This window comes from Paracoccus sigandri (assembly GCF_003709565.1).
Taxonomy (GTDB): domain Bacteria; phylum Pseudomonadota; class Alphaproteobacteria; order Rhodobacterales; family Rhodobacteraceae; genus Paracoccus; species Paracoccus siganidrum.
In genome coordinates, this window is record NZ_QNRC01000022.1 from 12615 (window position 1) to 29531 (window position 16917).

General features: G+C 67.3%; 19 protein-coding genes. 11 read left to right on the forward strand and 8 right to left on the reverse strand.

The window, feature by feature from the left end:
• The first annotated feature begins 35 nt into the window (after positions 1-35).
• Genes C9E82_RS17170 through C9E82_RS17200 form a run of 7 tightly spaced genes read left to right on the forward strand, consistent with a single transcriptional unit; the run spans position 36 to position 6998 of the window.
• Positions 36-1166: an ABC transporter substrate-binding protein gene (locus C9E82_RS17170; protein WP_119896831.1), complete on the forward strand. Its 1131-nt coding sequence runs from the start codon at positions 36-38 to the stop codon at positions 1164-1166.
• A 53-nt stretch (positions 1167-1219) separates the two neighbouring features.
• A complete protein-coding gene (locus C9E82_RS17175; RefSeq protein ID WP_119896830.1) occupies positions 1220-2863 on the forward strand; it encodes a GMC family oxidoreductase in 1644 nt (547 codons plus the stop codon).
• Positions 2863-4230, forward strand: a complete 1368-nt coding sequence (locus tag C9E82_RS17180) for an FAD-dependent oxidoreductase (protein WP_170161990.1) — start codon at positions 2863-2865, stop codon at positions 4228-4230. Before C9E82_RS17175 ends, C9E82_RS17180 begins: the two co-directional genes overlap by 1 nt.
• Entirely contained in the window at positions 4227-4754 is a 528-nt protein-coding gene (locus C9E82_RS17185; protein WP_119896828.1) for a VOC family protein, read from the forward strand. Before C9E82_RS17180 ends, C9E82_RS17185 begins: the two co-directional genes overlap by 4 nt.
• Positions 4751-5278 (forward strand): VOC family protein, encoded by a 528-nt coding sequence (locus C9E82_RS17190; protein ID WP_119896827.1) that lies wholly within the window; start codon positions 4751-4753, stop codon positions 5276-5278. The genes C9E82_RS17185 and C9E82_RS17190 overlap by 4 nt, the downstream gene beginning before the upstream one ends.
• A 12-nt stretch (positions 5279-5290) precedes the next feature.
• Complete coding sequence (locus tag C9E82_RS17195) at positions 5291-6223, forward strand: aldo/keto reductase (protein WP_119896826.1); 933 nt, start codon at positions 5291-5293, stop codon at positions 6221-6223.
• Positions 6216-6998, forward strand: coding sequence for an SDR family NAD(P)-dependent oxidoreductase (locus C9E82_RS17200; protein WP_119896825.1), 783 nt, complete (start codon positions 6216-6218; stop codon positions 6996-6998). The genes C9E82_RS17195 and C9E82_RS17200 overlap by 8 nt, the downstream gene beginning before the upstream one ends.
• Positions 6999-7017: 19 nt before the next feature.
• Here C9E82_RS17200 and C9E82_RS17205 read toward each other — a convergent pair whose 3' ends face one another.
• From C9E82_RS17205 to C9E82_RS17220, 4 genes are read right to left on the reverse strand one after another with little or no spacing between them, the layout of a single operon-like run.
• Positions 7018-8517: a class I adenylate-forming enzyme family protein gene (locus C9E82_RS17205; RefSeq protein ID WP_119896824.1), complete on the reverse strand. Its 1500-nt coding sequence runs from the start codon at positions 8515-8517 to the stop codon at positions 7018-7020.
• Positions 8517-8885, reverse strand: a complete 369-nt coding sequence (locus tag C9E82_RS17210; protein ID WP_170161988.1) for a MaoC/PaaZ C-terminal domain-containing protein — start codon at positions 8883-8885, stop codon at positions 8517-8519. The genes C9E82_RS17205 and C9E82_RS17210 overlap by 1 nt, the downstream gene beginning before the upstream one ends.
• Entirely contained in the window at positions 8878-9294 is a 417-nt protein-coding gene (locus C9E82_RS17215) for a hypothetical protein (RefSeq protein WP_119896822.1), read from the reverse strand. Before C9E82_RS17215 ends, C9E82_RS17210 begins: the two co-directional genes overlap by 8 nt.
• Positions 9294-9821: a PaaI family thioesterase gene (locus C9E82_RS17220; RefSeq protein ID WP_170161987.1), complete on the reverse strand. Its 528-nt coding sequence runs from the start codon at positions 9819-9821 to the stop codon at positions 9294-9296. The genes C9E82_RS17215 and C9E82_RS17220 overlap by 1 nt, the downstream gene beginning before the upstream one ends.
• A 98-nt stretch (positions 9822-9919) precedes the next feature.
• Here C9E82_RS17220 and C9E82_RS17225 point away from each other — a divergent pair, with 98 nt between their 5' ends.
• A complete protein-coding gene (locus C9E82_RS17225) occupies positions 9920-10486 on the forward strand; it encodes a nuclear transport factor 2 family protein (protein ID WP_170161986.1) in 567 nt (188 codons plus the stop codon).
• Entirely contained in the window at positions 10483-10956 is a 474-nt protein-coding gene (locus C9E82_RS17230) for a VOC family protein (RefSeq protein WP_170161985.1), read from the forward strand. Before C9E82_RS17225 ends, C9E82_RS17230 begins: the two co-directional genes overlap by 4 nt.
• Before the next feature lie 45 nt (positions 10957-11001).
• Here the strand turns inward: C9E82_RS17230 and C9E82_RS17235 are convergent, their stop codons facing one another.
• The 3 genes from C9E82_RS17235 to C9E82_RS17245 are packed head-to-tail and all read right to left on the reverse strand — an operon-like array spanning position 11002 to position 14408.
• The gene (locus tag C9E82_RS17235) at positions 11002-12417 is read right to left on the reverse strand and encodes a 2-oxo acid dehydrogenase subunit E2 (RefSeq protein WP_119896818.1); all 1416 of its coding nucleotides are present in this window, start codon (positions 12415-12417) and stop codon (positions 11002-11004) included.
• A 2-nt stretch (positions 12418-12419) separates the two neighbouring features.
• The gene (locus C9E82_RS17240; RefSeq protein ID WP_119896817.1) at positions 12420-13433 is read right to left on the reverse strand and encodes an alpha-ketoacid dehydrogenase subunit beta; all 1014 of its coding nucleotides are present in this window, start codon (positions 13431-13433) and stop codon (positions 12420-12422) included.
• A 9-nt stretch (positions 13434-13442) separates the two neighbouring features.
• Positions 13443-14408: a thiamine pyrophosphate-dependent dehydrogenase E1 component subunit alpha gene (locus tag C9E82_RS17245; protein WP_119896816.1), complete on the reverse strand. Its 966-nt coding sequence runs from the start codon at positions 14406-14408 to the stop codon at positions 13443-13445.
• A gap of 126 nt (positions 14409-14534) precedes the next feature.
• Here C9E82_RS17245 and C9E82_RS17250 point away from each other — a divergent pair, with 126 nt between their 5' ends.
• Positions 14535-15698 carry an acyl-CoA dehydrogenase family protein gene (locus tag C9E82_RS17250; RefSeq protein ID WP_119896815.1) on the forward strand — a complete coding sequence of 388 codons (1164 nt, stop codon included), beginning with the start codon at positions 14535-14537 and terminating at the stop codon, positions 15696-15698.
• 73 nt (positions 15699-15771) lie between these two features.
• Positions 15772-16107 (forward strand): Rieske (2Fe-2S) protein, encoded by a 336-nt coding sequence (locus C9E82_RS17255; protein ID WP_119896814.1) that lies wholly within the window; start codon positions 15772-15774, stop codon positions 16105-16107.
• Between the two features lie 12 nt (positions 16108-16119).
• Here the strand turns inward: C9E82_RS17255 and C9E82_RS17260 are convergent, their stop codons facing one another.
• The gene (locus C9E82_RS17260) at positions 16120-16917 is read right to left on the reverse strand and encodes a sugar phosphate isomerase/epimerase family protein (RefSeq protein WP_119896813.1); all 798 of its coding nucleotides are present in this window, start codon (positions 16915-16917) and stop codon (positions 16120-16122) included.

The following is a 16917-nucleotide window of genomic DNA, read 5'->3' on the forward strand; positions in this document are numbered from 1 at the left end:
ATCAATGCGCCGGGCACCCCAGGGAGGGAGAACGAATGTCACTGAGAATCCTGATGGGCACGGCGCTTGCCGCCTCTGCCGCCTTTGCGCCGATGGGCATGGCCAAGGAGGTCAAGGTGGCGATCATCCAGTCGCTGACCGGCAGCCCGGCCTTTATCGGTCGTGGCATCGCCGACGGCGTGGTCATGGCCATCGAGGAAATCAACGCCAAGGGCCTGGCGGGCGAGGGCGTCACCATCCAGTATACGCTGGACGATGACGCGGGCGACCGCGGCCAGGCGCTGGGCCTGATCGGGCGGCGCGCCGCCGATTCCGAAAACATCGCCATCATCGGCCCGACCACCGGCGCCATCGCCCCGGCGGCCGCGGCCGCGGCCAACGATCTGGGCATCCTGGCCTATATGCAGTCCAACAACGACGCCGTTCCGCAGGCCGGGCCGTGGTCCTTCCCGTTTTCGCAACCGGCCTCGATTGCGACGCCGCCGATCGCCGACTATGCCGCCCAGAAGCGCGGCGTGCAGAATTGCTCGGTCATCACCGTTATGGACAACGAAGCCTATGTCGCCATGGCGAACGTGTTCATGGAGCGTGCCAGTGAACATGGGGTGAAGGCGCAGCTTGATGGGGTCAAGCTGTCCGACATTGATTTTTCGGCGCTGGCGGTGAAGGTGGCGCAAAGCGATGCCGACTGCCTGTTCATCGCCACCCCGGCCGCGCTTGGCGCCAATGTCATCATGCAGTTCAAGCAGGCGGGCCTTGACCCCGAGGTGCAGATCTTCGGGCTGCAATCGCTGGCCTCGCCCGAGTTTCTCAACACTGGCGGCAGCGCGGTCGAGGGCGTGACCGTGATCGGCGAATGGACCCCTGGCGGCTTTGACGAACCCTCGCGCGCCTTTGCCGAAGCCTACAAGGCCAAGCACGGGGTCGAGGCCGACAACTGGGCGCCGCAGGGCTATTCGACGATGATGGTCTTTGCCGACGCGTTGCGCCGCGCCGGGCCGGATGCCACGCGCGAGGAACTGCGCGATGCCCTGGCCGGCATCAAGGACGTTCCGGTGATCGTGGGCGAGGGCGTCTACAACTTCACCCCGGAGCGCGCCGCCACCTTCGGCATGGGCATCCTGACCGTCAAGGACGGCAGCTTCGTGCGCCCCGAGGATCTGTAAGGCACCGCAAGGGCGCGCCGGCAAGGACGCGCCCGTTGCGCGAGGAGGACGCAATGCATTTCGACAGCGAGTTCGACTTCATCGTGTCGGGCGCCGGTTCCGCAGGCTGCGCGGTGGCCGGACGGCTGGCGGAATCGGGCAAATACCGTGTCCTGCTGCTGGAGGCGGGCCCGCGCGACAGCGCCTTCTGGATCAAGGTGCCGATGGGCTATCCCATGCTGTTCACCAATCCCAAAGTGAACTGGATGTTCGAATCCGAACCCGAGCCGGAACTGAACGGGCGGCCGATGTACAATCCGCGCGGCAAGGTTCTGGGCGGCACCAGCTCGATCAACGGCATGCTGTATATCCGCGGTCATCCGACCGATTACGACACCTGGGCGCAAATGGGAAACCCCGGCTGGGGTTGGCAGGATGTGCTGCCCTGGTTCAAGAAGGCCGAGGACCAGGCGCGCGGCCCCGACGACTATCACGGCACCGGCGGGCCGCTGACCGTCTCTGACCAGCCCGACCCTTCGCCGGTGGCGCTGGCGATCATCGAGGCTGCGAAACAAGCCGGCATCCCCGGAAACCCCGATTTCAACGGTGCCAGCCAAGAGGGCGCCGGGCTGTACCAGACCACCACGCGGAACCGGCGGCGCTGCAACTCCGCCCGCGCCTATCTCTCGGCGGCGGGCCGCAACCTGCGCATCGACACCGGCGCCCATGCCACGCGACTGCTGTTTCAGGGCCGCAAGGCCATCGGCATCGAATACCGCCGGGACGGGCGCATCCTGCGCGCGCGGGCGCGGCACGGGGTCGTGGTCTGCGGCGGGGCCTTCGGCTCGCCCCAGCTCTTGCAGCTTTCGGGGATCGGGCCGGCTGAGCACCTGCGCGGGCACGGCATCGAAGTGCTGCACGACCTGCCCGGCGTTGGCGCCAACTTGCGCGACCATTTCTATTGCTCGCTGATCTTTCGCTGCCGCGAGCCGGTGACGATCAACGAACTGGCGCGCAGCCCGCTGCGCAAGGCCATCGCCGGGGCGCAATATGTGCTGGCCCGGCGCGGGCCACTGGCCGCGAACGGCATATTTGCCGGCATCTTCACCCGCACGGACGAGACGAAGAACCGGCCCAACCTTCAGATCAACACCAATATCTGGTCGGTGGCCTCGCGTGACCGGCGGGGGATGCGGGTCCACGACTTTCCCGGCTTCACGATGAGCCCGGTGCATCTGGACCCGGTTGCGGCCGGTGATGTCCGGCTGCGCTCGCCCGACCCCTTTGCCGATCCGGTGATCCGGCACAATTTCTTTCGCGACGAGGTGGACCGGAGGGCCATGGCCAATGCCGTCCGCATTACGCGCCATATCGCCGGCCAGTCGGCGCTGGCCCGCTATATGGCCGAGGAGATCCGTCCCGGCCCCGCGGTGCGGACCGAAGCCGAGATCGTGGACTGGCTGCGGGGCAATGGCATCGCGAATCTGCATCCTGTGGGTTCCTGCGCCATGCTGCCCCTGGCCGCGGGGGGCGTCGTCGATCACCGGCTGCGCGTGCATGGCATCGGCGGGCTTTACGTGGCGGATGCCTCGATCATGCCGCGGCTGCCGGCCGGGAATACCAACGCACCCTCGATCATGATCGGCGAGAAATGCGCGGCAATGGTCCTGGAAGACATGGTCCAGGGCGGCAAGGCGGGAATGAAGGGAGCAGCGTGATGGACAGGGATTACGACGTCATCGTGGTGGGCGCCGGCGGGGCCGGGCTTGCGGCGGCGCATATGGCGGCCCGGGCCGGTGCCCGCGTGCTGATGGTCGAGGCGGGTGACAAGGCGGGCGGCTCGACAGCCCTGTCGGGGGGCGTGTTCTATGCGGCGGGCACCTCGCTTCAGCGCCGGGCGGGGATCGAGGACACGCCCGAGGCGCTTTACCGCTATTACCTGCATATCAACCAGTACAAGCTCGACCCGGCGCTGGTCAGACGGCTGTGCTACGATGCGGCGCCGGCCTTCGAATGGCTGGTCGGGCTGGGCGTCGATTTCCCCGAGGAAAACCTTTATTGCTCGGGCGTGGACAAGATCCGGCGCGGCCACCGCGCCCGCGGCCACGGCGCCGAGATTGCCGAGGTGCTGGAGGGCTCGCTGAGCGGCCTTGCCGTGGACATGGCGCTGCGCAGCCGGGTGCAGGACCTGCTGGTCGAGGATGGTCGCGTCGCCGGCATCCTGGTCGAGGGCGACCGGGTGACGGCGGGGGCGGTGGTGCTGGCTACCGGCGGATTCGGCGCCAACCGGCAATTGCTGGCCGAACTTTACCCCACGGCCGCGGCGCAGGGCGAGCTGTCCTGGTATATCGGTTCGGCCCATTCCCAGGGCGATGGCATCCGCATTGGCCGCCGCCTGGGCGCCGGCATCACCCGTCCCGACCGCGGCCTGCTGCTGATGACGCCGGGCTGGGAAAAGGAGTTGGAGACCTATCTGCCGCCGTGGCTGATCCATGTCACGCATGAGGGACGCCGCTTCGTCGACGAATCCTGCGAATATTCCATCCTGTCCGAACTGCTGAATGAACAGACCGCGCGCGAATGCTTCGCGATCTTCGACGAGGCGGCGCGGCGCGAGGCCCGCTCGACCACCGCCCCGAACTGGTCGGCGGATCGGCTGGCGCATTTCGCCGCCCGCGGGCAGATCGCGCAGGCCGATACGCTCGAGGGTTTGGCCGCGCAGCTTGGCATCGACGCGGCGACGCTGGCCACCACCGTCGCCGCCGCCAACCGCGCCGCCGAAACCGGGTGGGACGCGCATTTCTTCAAGTCGGCCGAGCATCTGAAGCCGATTTCGTCCCCGCCCTTCTACGGCGCGCGCATCCGGCCGGCTATCGTGTGCTGGACCGGCACCGGGCTGCGGATCGACCCCGAGGCGCGGGTGCTGGATCAGGCCGACCGGCCGATTGCCGGCCTTTATGCCGCCGGAGAGACGACGGGCGGCATGTTCGGCCCGTGCTATGCTGGCGGCGGCGCCTCGATCGGCAATGCCGTCGTCTTCGGCCGGGTGGCCGGCAGCAATGCGGCGGCCGAGGCGGTGCAATGATCCTTGGCATCCATCACGCCGCCATCTCGACCCCGGACCTGGACCGGGCGCTGGATTTCTATTGCAATCTGCTGGGCTTCACCGTCGCCTCGCGCATGGATTGGGCACCGGGCACGGCGCTGCCCGACACCATCCTGGGCCTGAAGGGATCGGCGGCGCGCCAGGCCAAGCTGCGCGCCGGCAACTGCTTCCTGGAGCTTTTCGAGTTTTCCAGCCCCGCCCCCAGCCGGCCCGAGCGCGGCATCCAGGATCACGGCATCACCCACCTTTGCCTGCATGTGAGCGACCTTGCCGCCGAGGTCGCCCGGCTCGAGGCGGCGGGCATCCGCTTTCGCTCGGCCCCGCAGCGCCGGCCGACGCATGTTTCGGTCTACGGCCACGATCCCGACGGCAATGTGCTGGAACTGCTGGAGGTGACGGATGACAGCCATCCCTTTTCCTTCACCACGCTGCGGCCGGACCCGGCGACCGTTGCGCCGCCCGGATCGCGGCCCCCATCATCCACCAAGGAGGAAAAAGCATGAGCCGCCATTTCGGAACCCTGTTCCAGCACGGATATGTGGTCGCCGATGCCGATGTCGCCGCCCATGACTGGGCCGAACGCATGGGGGTCGGGCCGTTTTTCGTCTATCCGGTGCCGATCCCGTTCCAGGTGCTGAAGATCTGGGACAAGCCGGTCTCTGTCCAGGTCCACAAGCGGGTGCTGATGGGCTATACCGGCCCGGTGCAGATCGAACTGATCGAGCCGACCGACGCAGCCTCGCCCTATCGTGACTTCCTGGAAAGCCGCGGCGGCGGACTTCAGCATTTCGGCTTTCTCTGCGACGATTTCGAGGCGCAAGTGGCGGCGGCCGAGGCGCGCGGAATGGTCCGCGCCATCGAGGGGCATCAGGCGCTGTCGCGCATGTGCTATCTTTGCGACCCCGCCGATCCCGATGCGCCGATGATCGAGCTGGTCGACCTGAAACCCGAGCGGCGGCAGATGTTCGATCGGATGCGGCTGCCCTCGGTCGGCTGGGAAGGGCGCGACGTGATCCGCGAACTCTAGAAAGGTGCAAGGATGGACTATCGCAAGCTGGGCCGTTCGGGCCTGACCATCTCGGCAGTCGGGCTGGGCTGCAACAATTTCAACTGGACCACGGACGAGGCGCAATCGCGCCGCGTGGTCGATGCGGCGCTGGATGCCGGGATCACCTTTTTCGACACCGCCAACATCTATGGCCGTTCCGGCGGTTCCGAGGAATTCCTGGGCCGCGCCCTGGGCCCGCGGCGCGGCAATGCCGTGGTGGCGACCAAGTTCGGCATGGAAATGGCCGACGGCAGCCGCGGCGCCGACCGCTCCTATATCATCCGCTGCGTCGAGGACAGCCTGCGCCGGCTGGGCACCGACTGGATCGACCTTTACCAGCTGCATGAATCGGACCCGACCACCCCCATCGAGGAAACGCTGCACGCGCTCGACCGCCTGATTGCGCAGGGCAAGGTCCGTTATATCGGCACCTCGAACATGGCGGATTGGGAAATCGCCCATGCCCACCATCTGGCGCGGGAACTGGGCGTGCAGCATTTCATCTCGCTCCAGGCAGAATATTCGCTGATCCGGCGTGCAGCCGAGGCGACGACGATCCCCTGCCTGACGACGCTGGGGATGGGGCTGTTGCCCTATTTCCCGCTGGCCTCGGGGCTGCTGACCGGGAAATACCGCGGCGGCGACGCGGGCGAGGGGCGCTTTGGCAAGATCGCGCGGCTGGCCGACCGCTATCTGACGCCCGAGAACCTGGCCCGCGTGGACCGCATCGCGGATTGGTGCGGGCAGAACGGGCTTGCCATGACCGAGGTCGCCTTTGCCTGGCTGCTCTCGAAACCCGTCGTGGCCTCGGTCATGGCCGGGGCGACCAAGGCCGAACAGGTGACGGCCAATGCCAAGGCCGCCGAATTGCGGCTGAACGAGACTCAGATCGGCGAGTTGGAGGCGCTGCTGCAAGATGAATGAACAGATGGACAAGGTCGCCGTCATTACCGGCGCGGGCTCGGGCCTGGGCGCGGCGACCGCACGGCGCTTTCACCGCGACGGCTGGAAGCTGGTCCTGGGCGACCTGCGGGTCGAGGGCGCGCAGGCCCTGGCGCAGAAGCTTGGCGCGACCGCCCTGGCCTGCGACGTCGCGGATGAGGATCGGGTCGCGGCGCTGGTGCAGGCGGCGCTGAACCTGCACGGCCGGCTGGATTGCATGATCAATAATGCCGGCATTCTGGGCGCCATTGGCCCGATCGGAGAGACCGCCGCGCGCGATTTCAACCGCGTGTTGGAGGTGATGGTCAGTGGGGTCTTCTATGGCACCAAGCACGCGGCGAATGCCATGGGTGACCACGGCGGGGTGATCCTGAACACCGCCAGCCTCGCCGGGGTCGGGGCTTGGGCCAACCATTCCTATACCACCGCCAAGCACGCGGTTGTCGGGCTGACGCGGTCCAGCGCGGTGGAACTGGCGCCGCGTGCCATCCGGGTGAACGCGCTGGCGCCGGGCAATGTGGTGACGGGCATGACCAGCAGCCTCAGCGGCGGCGAGCAGGAGGCTTATGACCGCGCCCTAGCCCGCAATCCCATCCCCTACGTCTGCACGGCCGACGACATCGCCGATGCCTTCGCCTATCTGGCCAGCCCCTCGGCCCGCGGCATTACCGGGCAGGTGCTGGTGATCGACAGCGGGCTTGATGTTGCGGTGGTCTCGCCGTCCTATCATCAGGCGCCGGGCCGTTTCGTCGAATGAAGCGGGGCGCCGCGACCGCTCAGGTCGTGGCGCCCAGCACCATGGCTTCGACCTCTTCGCGGATGATCTTGCCGCTGGTGCTGCGCGGGAACTGTTCGACCGGGACGAAGACCACGTGCTTGGGACGCTTGTAGCCGGCGAGGTCGGCGCGGCACAGCGCAATCACGCCGGCTTCGTCCAAGCTGTCGTCGCAGCGCGCCACCACCGCCACCGGCACCTCGCCCCACTGCGGGTCGGGGCGGCGTATGACGATGGCGTCGGCAACGCGAGGATCGGCCAGGATCACCCGTTCGATCTCGGCTGGATAGATGTTCTCGCCCCCGGACTTGATGAGATATTTCGAGCGCCCGGCGAACTCATAGCCCGCGGGCGTGTGGCGGAACAGGTCGCCCATGTGGAACCAGCCGCCGCTGAAACTGTCGCGGTTGACGGCGTCGGCATTCCAGTAGCCGCTGAAAAGCGTCGGGCCCCGGACCCAGGCTTCGCCGGTCTCGCCCTCGGCCACGTCGCGGCCGTCGGGACCGACCAGGCGCAGCTCGGTCAGGACGCTGAGCGTCTTGGCAAGGCTGCGCGGCATCTCTCCGGGCCGGATCAGATCGCCGGAGAGCGGGGGCATCCCGGTCTCGGTCGCGCCGAAGGAATTGAGATAGGGCGCGCCCAGCAGCCGCGTCACCTCGTCGATGACCGCGGCCGGCGTCATGTCGGCCATGGCGCCGACCACGCGTACGCCCTTGATCCGGGGGCGACGCGTCCGCAACCGGGCCAGCAGCAGCTCGGTGGTGGCGGGCACGGTCATCAGCCAGCCGATGCGCTGCCGTTCCAGCGTGTCGATGATCCGGTCGGCGTCGAACCCATCCATGACGGTGACGGCACCGCCGATCAGCAGGGTCGAGAACAGATGCTCGGTGCCGCCCATGTGGAACATCGGCGCCCACGAGATATAGCCGTCCTCGCGCGCCAGTCCCAGGTCCAGCCGAAAGGCGCACATGCGCGCGATCTGTGCCCGCTGGCTGATGACGGCGGCCTTGGGCCGGCCGGTGGTACCCGAAGTATAGATGATGATGAAGCCGTCCTCGGGCTGGGACTGGTCCGGGGTCTCGCCTGCGCATCCGAGGCTGCGCAGGTCCAGCACCTCGCGCGCGGGGCAGGCGGCGCGGGCCAGGTCGCTGTGGCGGGTCGAGCCAAGCAGCAGCCGCGGCTGCACCAGGTCGATGCACCAGGCCAGTTCCGGTGCAACCAGCCGCCAGTTCAGGCAGGCGACCATCGCCCCCAGCTTGGCGCAGGCCAACTGCGTCAGGCCATATTCTATGCAGTTCTCGGACAGGACGGCCACGCGGTCGCCGCGCGTCACGCCGCGCGCCGTCAGATCGGCGGCGATGCGGTCGGCGGCGGCGATCATCTCCGCATAGCTCAGCACCCGCTCGCCCTCGATCAGCGCCGGCGCTTCGGGGTGGTCATGGGCGCGCCCGGCGACCAGGCGCCAGACCGTCGTGCCGCCGGCCGTCAGGATGTCCGACATCACTCATGCTCCTTGAAGCGGAATTGGACCCGCAGGACCGGCGTCTCGCGGCCTTCGGCGTGCAGCGTGGCGCCGGGTTCGGGGGTCAGGGCGACGGCAAGCCGGTCGTCCTCGAAAACGTTGCCGGCAAAAAAGGCGGCGATCTCGACGAATTCGGCCTGCGGGTGGGCGGCCATCACGGCGCTGATGACATAGGCCAGATTGGCCGGGCCGGGATTGACGCGCCGGGGGCCGAAGCCCGCCGCCTCGGCGGCCTCGCGCCGCAGGTGGATGGCGTTGTCGTCGCGCAGGAACGCGCACCATTCCGCCATGTCGGGGCCGCTGACCGGTCCAAAGCGCCAGCCGGTTTCGTCCTGCCTGTCAGCCATCATCCACCACCGGGGTAATCATCTTGAAGTGCAGCAGGCTGGCCGGGCCGGACGGGTCCGACAACGTGATGGCCAGCGCCAGATGGTCGGCCCGGCCAAAGCGGCGGCTGGGCTTGCGCGTCAGGTCCAGAACCTCGACCGTGGCATCATAGGCCTGACCGACCCGCAGCCGGCCCGGAAAGGACAGCCGACATTCGCCCAGGACCGGCCCGGCATCGAAGGCCAGACCTAGCGCGCGACTGAAATCCCCGATGGGCTGCGGCATCGCCGCCAGCCCGCCCAGATAGGCGTGGATCGGATGCGCCAGTTCGCCCTGCCGCGCCGGGGCGGCGCAAAGCGCGCGCACCCGGTCATCCAGCGTCGCGGTCAGGTCGTATCGAAGGCCGGGGACGGGCTGCCGGCCTGCCATCAGCGGCCGATCTGCGCGAAGCGGCGCTCGATTTCGGGGCCGACGCGGTCGAAATAGGTCGTGTCGGCCAGATCCTGCATCGCCATGACCTTGAAAAGCGCGCGCGCATTCATCACCGGCCGGTCGTCCACGCTGCAACGCATCAGCGCAAAGACCAGGTTGCGGGTCTTGCGCGTCACCTCGAGGTCGCCGCGCACCCAGTCGCCGGGCCTGACGATGGACAGGAAGTCGATGTTCATCGAGATCGTGGGCACCACCGCCGACTCGTAGCCGACCAGATGCTGCACGCCGTAAGCCTGCATGTCGGTAAAGGCCGCCAGTGCCGCGCCGTGGCAATAGCCCGAGGGGTTCAGGTGGCGTTCCGCGCAGCGAAAGCCCACGGCAAACTGTCCCGCGCCGTCACGCGTCGCATGGACCGGGCCGAAAGTGTCGCAGAACCCGCCGGGCGAGGGCAGTTCGATCCAGCCTTCTGGGGCGGGCAGGGCGCTGTCGCTGACCTGCGGCCGTGAGAACAGTTCGACGGGCATGGCTGATCCTGCATATTTATACATACACGATGAAACAATATAATGAAATGCAAGTCAACGTGTGCAATATTTGCGAAGCCACTATATGGGAGAAGAACGTGACCGATATCGAAACCCGGCTGGACCGGCTGGAATCCCGCGCCGAGATCCTGGCGCTGATCTCGCATTACTGCAAAGCCTGCGACGACCGCGACGTGCCGCTGCTGCGTTCGCTGTTTCGCCAGGATTCCTGGGTGCGTTCAGCCGACGGGCGCATGAAGGGCGAGGGGCTTGAGGGCATCATGCAGATGTATCGCAAGCGCTTCGAGGTGCTGGGCCTGTCCGTCCACTGGACCCATGACACGGTCGTCACTTTCGACCCCGCCGACCCCGACCGCGCCACCGGCGAGGTGTTCTGCCATGCCGAGGCGGTGCGCAACCAGCAGGTGCTGGTCGGCTCGTTGCGCTATGAGGACGAATACCGCCGCCGGGACGGGAAATGGTACTTCGCCTCGCGGCTGCTGAAGTTCCTCTATTACGTGCCGGTGCAAAGCTATGCCGAGGCGCTGGCCTCGCCCCTGCGCCAGCGCGGATACGAGACGCCGCTGCCCGGCGACTATCCCGAATCGCTGCCCAGCTGGACCGGCTGGGTGCAGCATTACCAGCCCGAGGACCAGCAGGCGTGATCCTGGGGGTCCATCACGCGGCAATCTCGACCCATGACATCGAACGGCTGATCGGCTTCTATACCGAGGTGCTGGGGTTCGAGCTGGTCCACCGCCAGTCTTGGACCGCCGATGCCGAGGTCCAGAATGCGCTGCTGGGCGCCAGCGGCTCGGCCGCCCAACTGGCGATGCTGCGGCACCGGAACTGCTATCTGGAACTGTTCCAGTTCGAGACCCCGGCGCCGGAACAGCGCAGCCCGCATCAGCGCCTGTTCGGGACCGGGCTGACGCATCTCTGCCTGGCGGTGCGGAATCTGGACGCCGAATATGAACGGCTGCGGCAGAAGGGCGTGGTGTTCCATTCCTCGCCCCTGCCGCGGCCGACCTTCAACGCGGTCTATGGCCATGATCCGGACGGCAATGTCGTGGAGCTGCTGGAGCTTTACGACGGCTCGCATCCCTTCGCGGCGCATTGGCCGCTCCCGGAATAGGAAAAGGCCCCCGACAGGGGGCCTTCGCTGCGCCGGGATGCCGGGTCACATCACCAGCGACATCGGCGTCTCGATCCGGGCCTTGAGGGTCGAGAGGAACTGCGCGGCCACCGCGCCGTCGATGCCGCGGTGATCGGCCGAAAGCGTCAGGGTCGCGACGCTGGCGAAGCGCAGCCCGCCGTCGTCGGCCTCGCGCGCCTCGCGCCGGGGGCCGCCCACCGCCAGGATCGCGCCCTGCGGCGGATTGATGATCGCGTCGAAATGGCGCACGCCATACATGCCCAGGTTCGACAGGGTGAAGGTGCCGCCGCGCAGATCCTCGGCGGTCAGGCTGCGGTCGCGGGCGGCGGCGATCAGCCGTCCCGCCTCGGCTGCGGTTTCGGTCAGGGAACGCCGGGCGGCATTGCGGATCACCGGCGTCACCAGCCCGGCGTCGATGGCCACGGCCACGCACAGGTCAACCTGATCGAACCGGGTGATGCCGCTGTCCGAGACGTGGATGTTCACCTCAGGATGGGCGGCCAGGGCCAGGGCGGCGGCGCGCAGCAGGAAGTCGTTGACAGAGATCTTCGCCTCCTCGCGCCCGCTGTTGAACTGGCTGCGCAGCGCCATCAGCGCGTCCATCTCGACATCCATCGCGGTGTAGAAATGCGGCACGGTCTGCTTGGAATGGCGCAGCGCGTTGGCGATGGATTTGCGCATCCCGGTAAAGGGCTGCTCGACCTCCTGCGCCGCAGCCGCTGCCGGCGCCGGTGCCGGGGCGGCGGGAGTCGCAGGTGCCGGCGGCGACCACAGGCCGGCCGCCTGCGCCGCCGCCTGCACATCGGCCAGCGAGATGCGGCCGCGATAGCCGCTTGGCTTCAGCCCGGTCAGGTCGAAGCCAAGTGCATTGGCGAAATTCACCGCGACCGGGCTGGCATGGGAGCCGGCATTCCGCTTTGCCGCCTCTTCCGGGGTCAGCGCGGCGGGGCGCGACGGCAGGTCGGCCTTCTTGATCTTGCCACTGTGGCCCGAGCCGTGGATCCCGGCCAGGTCGATGCCGTCCTGTTCCGCGATGCGGCGCGCCAGCGGAGAGGCTTTCGGCCCGGAGCTCGCATCGGTGGTGGGCGAGGGTTCGGAAACCGTCGATTCCGCCTCATCCTCGTCCTTCGGCTCGAACGAGGCATCGACGGGCACATAGGCGGCAATGAATTCGGCCAGTTCCGCCTCGCTGGCATCCGCCTCGGCCAGCACGGCGATCAGGGCACCGACCGGGGCGCTTTCGCCTTCGGGCACCAGGATGCGCCGCAGGATGCCACCCTTGTCGGTGTCCAGCGTGTTGACGATCTTGTCGGTCTCGATGTCGACCAGTTCGGTGCCCGGCTCGACGCTGTCGCCTTCAGCGGCGATCCAGCGCGAGATCTGGCCCTCGGACATTTCAAGGCCCCATTTCGGCAGGGTGACGGGATGGATCCGGGCCATGCTCACTCTCCTTTCACGGCTTTGCGGATGGCCGCTTCGATCCGGTCAGGACCGGGGACGTACATGCGCTCGAGTTCGCGGGCGAAGGGCACCGGCGTATGCGGCGCCGTGACCCGCGCCACCGGCGCGCGCAGCGAGGCGAAGCCCTTTTCGGCCGCGATGGCGGCGATTTCCGAGGCGATCGAGCAGATCGGGTTCGATTCGTCCACCACCACCAGCCGCCCGGTCAGCGACAGGCTTTCCAGGATCATCTCCTCGTCAATGGGCGAGGTGGAGCGCAGGTCGATCAGATCGATGGTGATCCCGTCCGCGGCCAGCTTGGCCGCGGCCTTGCCGGCAAAGGAGACCATGCGGCCCAGCGCGACCACGGTGGCATCCTTGCCCGATTGCACCAGGCTTGCGCCATGCAGCGGTGCCACATATTCGCCGTCCGGCACCTCGCCCTTGCTGGAATAAAGCGCCTTGTGCTCCAGGAAGATCACCGGGTCGTCGTCGCGGATCGCCGCCGCCAGCATGCCCTTGGCATCGGCCGGGTTCGACGGCACCACCACCTTCAGCCCCGGCACGGCCGAAAGCATGGAATAGATGGTCTGGCTGTGCTGGGCAGCGGCGTTCATGCCGGCGCCCATCGACATGCGCACGACGATCGGCGCCTTGGCCTTGCCCCCGAACATATAGCGGAACTTGGCCATCTGGTTATAGATCTGGTCCATGGCGACGCCGACGAAATCGGCGAACATCAGCTCGGCCACCGGGCGCATGCCGGCCAGCGCCGCGCCATTGGCCAGACCGATGATGGCGCTTTCCGAGATCGGCGTGTCGATGACGCGCTTGTCGCCGAACTCGCCCATCAGCCCCTTGGTCACGCCGAAGATGCCCCCGGCCGCATCGCGGCTGCCCGACGACCCGCCGGCGCCGCCTGATACGTCCTCGCCGATGACGATGACGCCGGGATCGCGGCGCATCTCCTGAAACAGCGCGTCGTTCAGCGCCTCTCGCATAGTCTTCACGGTCATGATGCGGTCCTAGTAATCGGCATAGACGTCAGAGAGCATGATCTCGGCCCCCGGCGCCGGGGCCTTGCGGGCCGAGGTCACGCAATCCTCGATGAAGGCTACGATCTCGGCGTCGATGGCATCCAGCTCGGCTGCCTCGATCAGCTTGGCTTCGGTCACCTTGCGGCGGAAGCGCAGCAGGGCGTCCCGGGTCTCGCGCAGGGTCTTGACCTCGTCCTTGGCGCGGTAGTTCTGGGGATCGCCCTCGAAATGGCCGAAATAGCGCGTCGCCTCGGCGATCAGGGCACAGGGGCCCTTGCCGGCGCGCACATGCTCCAGCGCGTCCGCCATCGCCTGGTAGACCGAGAAATAGTCGAAGCCGTCCGCTTCGAAGACCGGCAGGCCGAAGCCTCGCGTCCGCCCGGCCAGGTCCGAGCCGATGCCATAGCCTTCGCCGGTATGTTCGGAATAGCCGTTCAGTTCGAAGACGAAGATCTTGGGCAGCTTCAGCACGACGGCCATGTTCATTGCTTCGAAGACCGTGCCCTGGTTTGACGAGCCGCCGCCGCCGAAGGACACCGCCACGCTGCCGTCGCCGCGTGCCTGGCAGGCCAGCGCCGCGCCCACCGCGATGGGCGGGCCACCGCCGACGATGCCGTTGGCGCCCAGCATGCCCTTGTCGATGTCGGCGATGTGCATCGAGCCACCGCGGCCCTTGCACAGCCCGTCGGCGCGGCCATAGATCTCGTGCATCATCAGCCGCGGGTCGCAACCCTTGGCGATGCAATGGCCATGCCCGCGATGGGTCGAGCTGATATAGTCGCGGTCGGTCAGATGCTCGCAGATGCCGACGGCGATCGCCTCTTGTCCCGCATACAGATGCGTGAAGCCGGCGATTTCGCCGCTGCGATTCTCGATATGCAGTCTTTCCTCGAATTCCCGGATCATCCGCATCTGCCGATAGGCCTTCAGGATGTCGGTGCGGCTTTGTTGCATGGCCCCCTCCCGCTCGTCTTGCACTCGGAAACTGGTCGATTCTTGCGGGCGTGTCAATTTATATATGTTCAAGCAATGGGTCTTATGTATACTTAGATGGCATAAAATGTATTTTTGGAGGAGAGCATGGATTTCCGGCTGACCGAGATCCAGCGTGATCTGCAAGAGGCGGCACGCAAGTTCGCCCGCAGCGAACTGGTGGATCTTGCCCGCGAACTCGAGGAGAAGGCAGAGCCCGTCCCGCATGAATGGGTCAGGCGCTATGCCGAACTGGGCTTCCTTGGCATCAACGTGGCCGAGGACTATGGCGGCATGGGTCTGGGCAACCTCGAGGCGCTGCTGGTCGTCGAGGAATTCGCCAAGATCAGTTCGGCCGTGGCATTCCCGGTGTTCGAATCCTGCGTCGGCCCCGTGCGCGCCATCGAGCATTTCGCGCCCGAAAGCCTGAAGGCGCGCGTGATTCCCGCCGTCTGCCGCGGCGAAAAGGTGGTGGCCATCGGCATGTCCGAACCCGATGCCGGATCGGCGCTGACCGACCTGAAGACCCGCGCCCGCATCGAATCGGACAAGGTCGTGCTGAACGGCACGAAACGCTGGTGTTCCGGCGGCGGCCATGCCGAGGGCTACCTGATCTATGCCCGTTTCGACGACACGCCGGGCGCCGGGTCGATCGGGGCTGTCTATGTGGAAAAGGGCACGCCCGGCTTCAGCTTCGGCCCGCAGGAGCGGCTGATGGGGTTCCGCGGCGTGCCGTCGAGCGACCTGTTCTTCGACAATGTCGAGCTGCCGCTGGAGAATGTCGTCGTGCCCGGCGGCGGCTTCAAGCGGCTGATGGAAGCCTTCGACCTGGAGCGCTGCGGCAATGCCACCATGTCGCTGGGCCAGGCTTCGGGCGCGCTGGAGGATGTGCTGGACTATGTCCAGGAGCGCCATCAGTTCGGCCGGCCGCTGGTCGATTTCCAGGCGGTGCAGATCAAGCTGGCCGAGATGCGGCTGCGCGTCGATGCGGCGCGGCTGCTGATCCATCGCGCGGCGCAGAACGCCCAGGACGGGATGCCCTCGATCCTGGACAGCTCGCTGGCGAAATGCTTTGCCAACGAGATCTCGCGCGAAGTGACCGGCAATGCCGTGCAGTTGATGGGCGGATATGGCTATTCCAAGGAATATCCGATGGAGCGCCGGCTGCGCGATTCCTGGGGCTGGGGCATCGCCGGCGGCGCGGTGGACATCCAGAAGGTGAACATCACCGCCGCCATGGTCGGACGCCGCTTCAACCAGCGCCGCGCCTGACCAAGCGCCGGGCCGGGTTGACCGGCCCGGCGTTTCCCCCGAAATTTGGCGGCAAGAAGAGAAAGGGCAGGGAATGATCCCGAGAGGATTGGGCGCCGATGCCGAGGAATTCGTCGATGTCGGCGCGGTCATGCAGGTGCCCACTGCTGGCCCCTGGTTCGTCACCGCCGGCGGGCGCGAGGTGATCCTGTGCCGGCGCGATGGCGAGATCGTCGGCTTTTCCGGCAATTGCACGCATAACTTCGCCCGCCTGTCCGAGGGTGCGGTCGAAGGCAACGTGGTGATCTGTCCCAAACATGGCGCCCGATTCGACTGTTCGACCGGCAAGGCGCTGTCCTCGCTGTGCAGCGACCTGCCCCGGGTCGAGGTCAGGATTTCCGGCCGCCGTGTGCTGGTGCGGCGCGGCTGACGGCCAGGTGCTTCACAACCGATAGTGCTGCAGCGCCCGTTTCAGCAGCTGCGCGCGGGCGACAGGGTCCAGCCCCTGCTTCTGAAGCCGCAGCATCGGCACCTCGACATCCAGCGGCAGGCCGGGATCGGTGGCGTCCAGCAGGGCTTGCAGGGGCAACTCGCCCTCGCCCGGTATCGCGCGATCCTCGACCGCTTCACGAAAGGCGTCCTCGGGCGTGGCCAGCATCGCGTCGCAGAATTGCAGCGCGCCGATGGTGTCGGCAAGCGGGCCAAGCTGGGCCGGGCTGCCGCCGGTGCGCGCCAGGTGCAGCGGATCGACCAGCAGGCTCAGGTTCGCATGGCCGTTCTGGCGCACGAAATCCGCCGCCTCGCCCACCGTGGACAGCGAGGAAAACGCCATGAATTCGATGGACAGGGCGATTCCCCGCGCGGCCGCCGCGTCGCAGGTCTGCGACAGCCGATCCGAGGCGCGCGCCAGGTCGCGGTCATAGATCAGCACGGTGGTGCGCCGCGCCCCGATCTCGGCGGCATGGTCCAGCACCTGCAGGTAGTCGGCGGGATCGGTGCGGCTGGAAAATGGCAAGGCCTCGATATTGTGGACCTGAACGCCGTCCGCCCGCAGCGCCTGCGCGAAGGCCCGTGTGGGGGCGCCGGGCAGCAGCCGCGGAAAGATGTCGAGCTGCGGCGCCGGCGGATGCAGGAACACCGTGACGAAGGGAAAGCCCGTCGCCGCGGCGGTGTGGACCAGTGCCATCGGATCGGTGTCGCGCAGGCTGAGCTGGTGCAGGGTCAGGATGCGCTCGACCAT

What these genes read in the sequence shown, in the direction of transcription:
- C9E82_RS17240 (WP_119896817.1), bottom strand. Translation starts at nt 13,433, where the DNA reads ATGACCGTGAAGACTATGCGAGAGGCGCTGAACGACGCGCTGTTTCAG.
- C9E82_RS17250 (WP_119896815.1), top strand. Translation starts at nt 14,535, where the DNA reads ATGGATTTCCGGCTGACCGAGATCCAGCGTGATCTGCAAGAGGCGGCA.
- C9E82_RS17220 (WP_170161987.1), bottom strand. Translation starts at nt 9,821, where the DNA reads ATGCCCGTCGAACTGTTCTCACGGCCGCAGGTCAGCGACAGCGCCCTG.
- C9E82_RS17190 (WP_119896827.1), top strand. Translation starts at nt 4,751, where the DNA reads ATGAGCCGCCATTTCGGAACCCTGTTCCAGCACGGATATGTGGTCGCC.
- C9E82_RS17260 (WP_119896813.1), bottom strand. Translation starts at nt 16,917, where the DNA reads ATGGTCGAGCGCATCCTGACCCTGCACCAGCTCAGCCTGCGCGACACC.
- C9E82_RS17185 (WP_119896828.1), top strand. Translation starts at nt 4,227, where the DNA reads ATGATCCTTGGCATCCATCACGCCGCCATCTCGACCCCGGACCTGGAC.
- C9E82_RS17210 (WP_170161988.1), bottom strand. Translation starts at nt 8,885, where the DNA reads ATGGCTGACAGGCAGGACGAAACCGGCTGGCGCTTTGGACCGGTCAGC.
- C9E82_RS17175 (WP_119896830.1), top strand. Translation starts at nt 1,220, where the DNA reads ATGCATTTCGACAGCGAGTTCGACTTCATCGTGTCGGGCGCCGGTTCC.
- C9E82_RS17200 (WP_119896825.1), top strand. Translation starts at nt 6,216, where the DNA reads ATGAATGAACAGATGGACAAGGTCGCCGTCATTACCGGCGCGGGCTCG.
- C9E82_RS17180 (WP_170161990.1), top strand. Translation starts at nt 2,863, where the DNA reads ATGGACAGGGATTACGACGTCATCGTGGTGGGCGCCGGCGGGGCCGGG.
- C9E82_RS17255 (WP_119896814.1), top strand. Translation starts at nt 15,772, where the DNA reads ATGATCCCGAGAGGATTGGGCGCCGATGCCGAGGAATTCGTCGATGTC.
- C9E82_RS17245 (WP_119896816.1), bottom strand. Translation starts at nt 14,408, where the DNA reads ATGCAACAAAGCCGCACCGACATCCTGAAGGCCTATCGGCAGATGCGG.
- C9E82_RS17170 (WP_119896831.1), top strand. Translation starts at nt 36, where the DNA reads ATGTCACTGAGAATCCTGATGGGCACGGCGCTTGCCGCCTCTGCCGCC.
- C9E82_RS17205 (WP_119896824.1), bottom strand. Translation starts at nt 8,517, where the DNA reads ATGTCGGACATCCTGACGGCCGGCGGCACGACGGTCTGGCGCCTGGTC.
- C9E82_RS17215 (WP_119896822.1), bottom strand. Translation starts at nt 9,294, where the DNA reads ATGGCAGGCCGGCAGCCCGTCCCCGGCCTTCGATACGACCTGACCGCG.
- C9E82_RS17235 (WP_119896818.1), bottom strand. Translation starts at nt 12,417, where the DNA reads ATGGCCCGGATCCATCCCGTCACCCTGCCGAAATGGGGCCTTGAAATG.
- C9E82_RS17195 (WP_119896826.1), top strand. Translation starts at nt 5,291, where the DNA reads ATGGACTATCGCAAGCTGGGCCGTTCGGGCCTGACCATCTCGGCAGTC.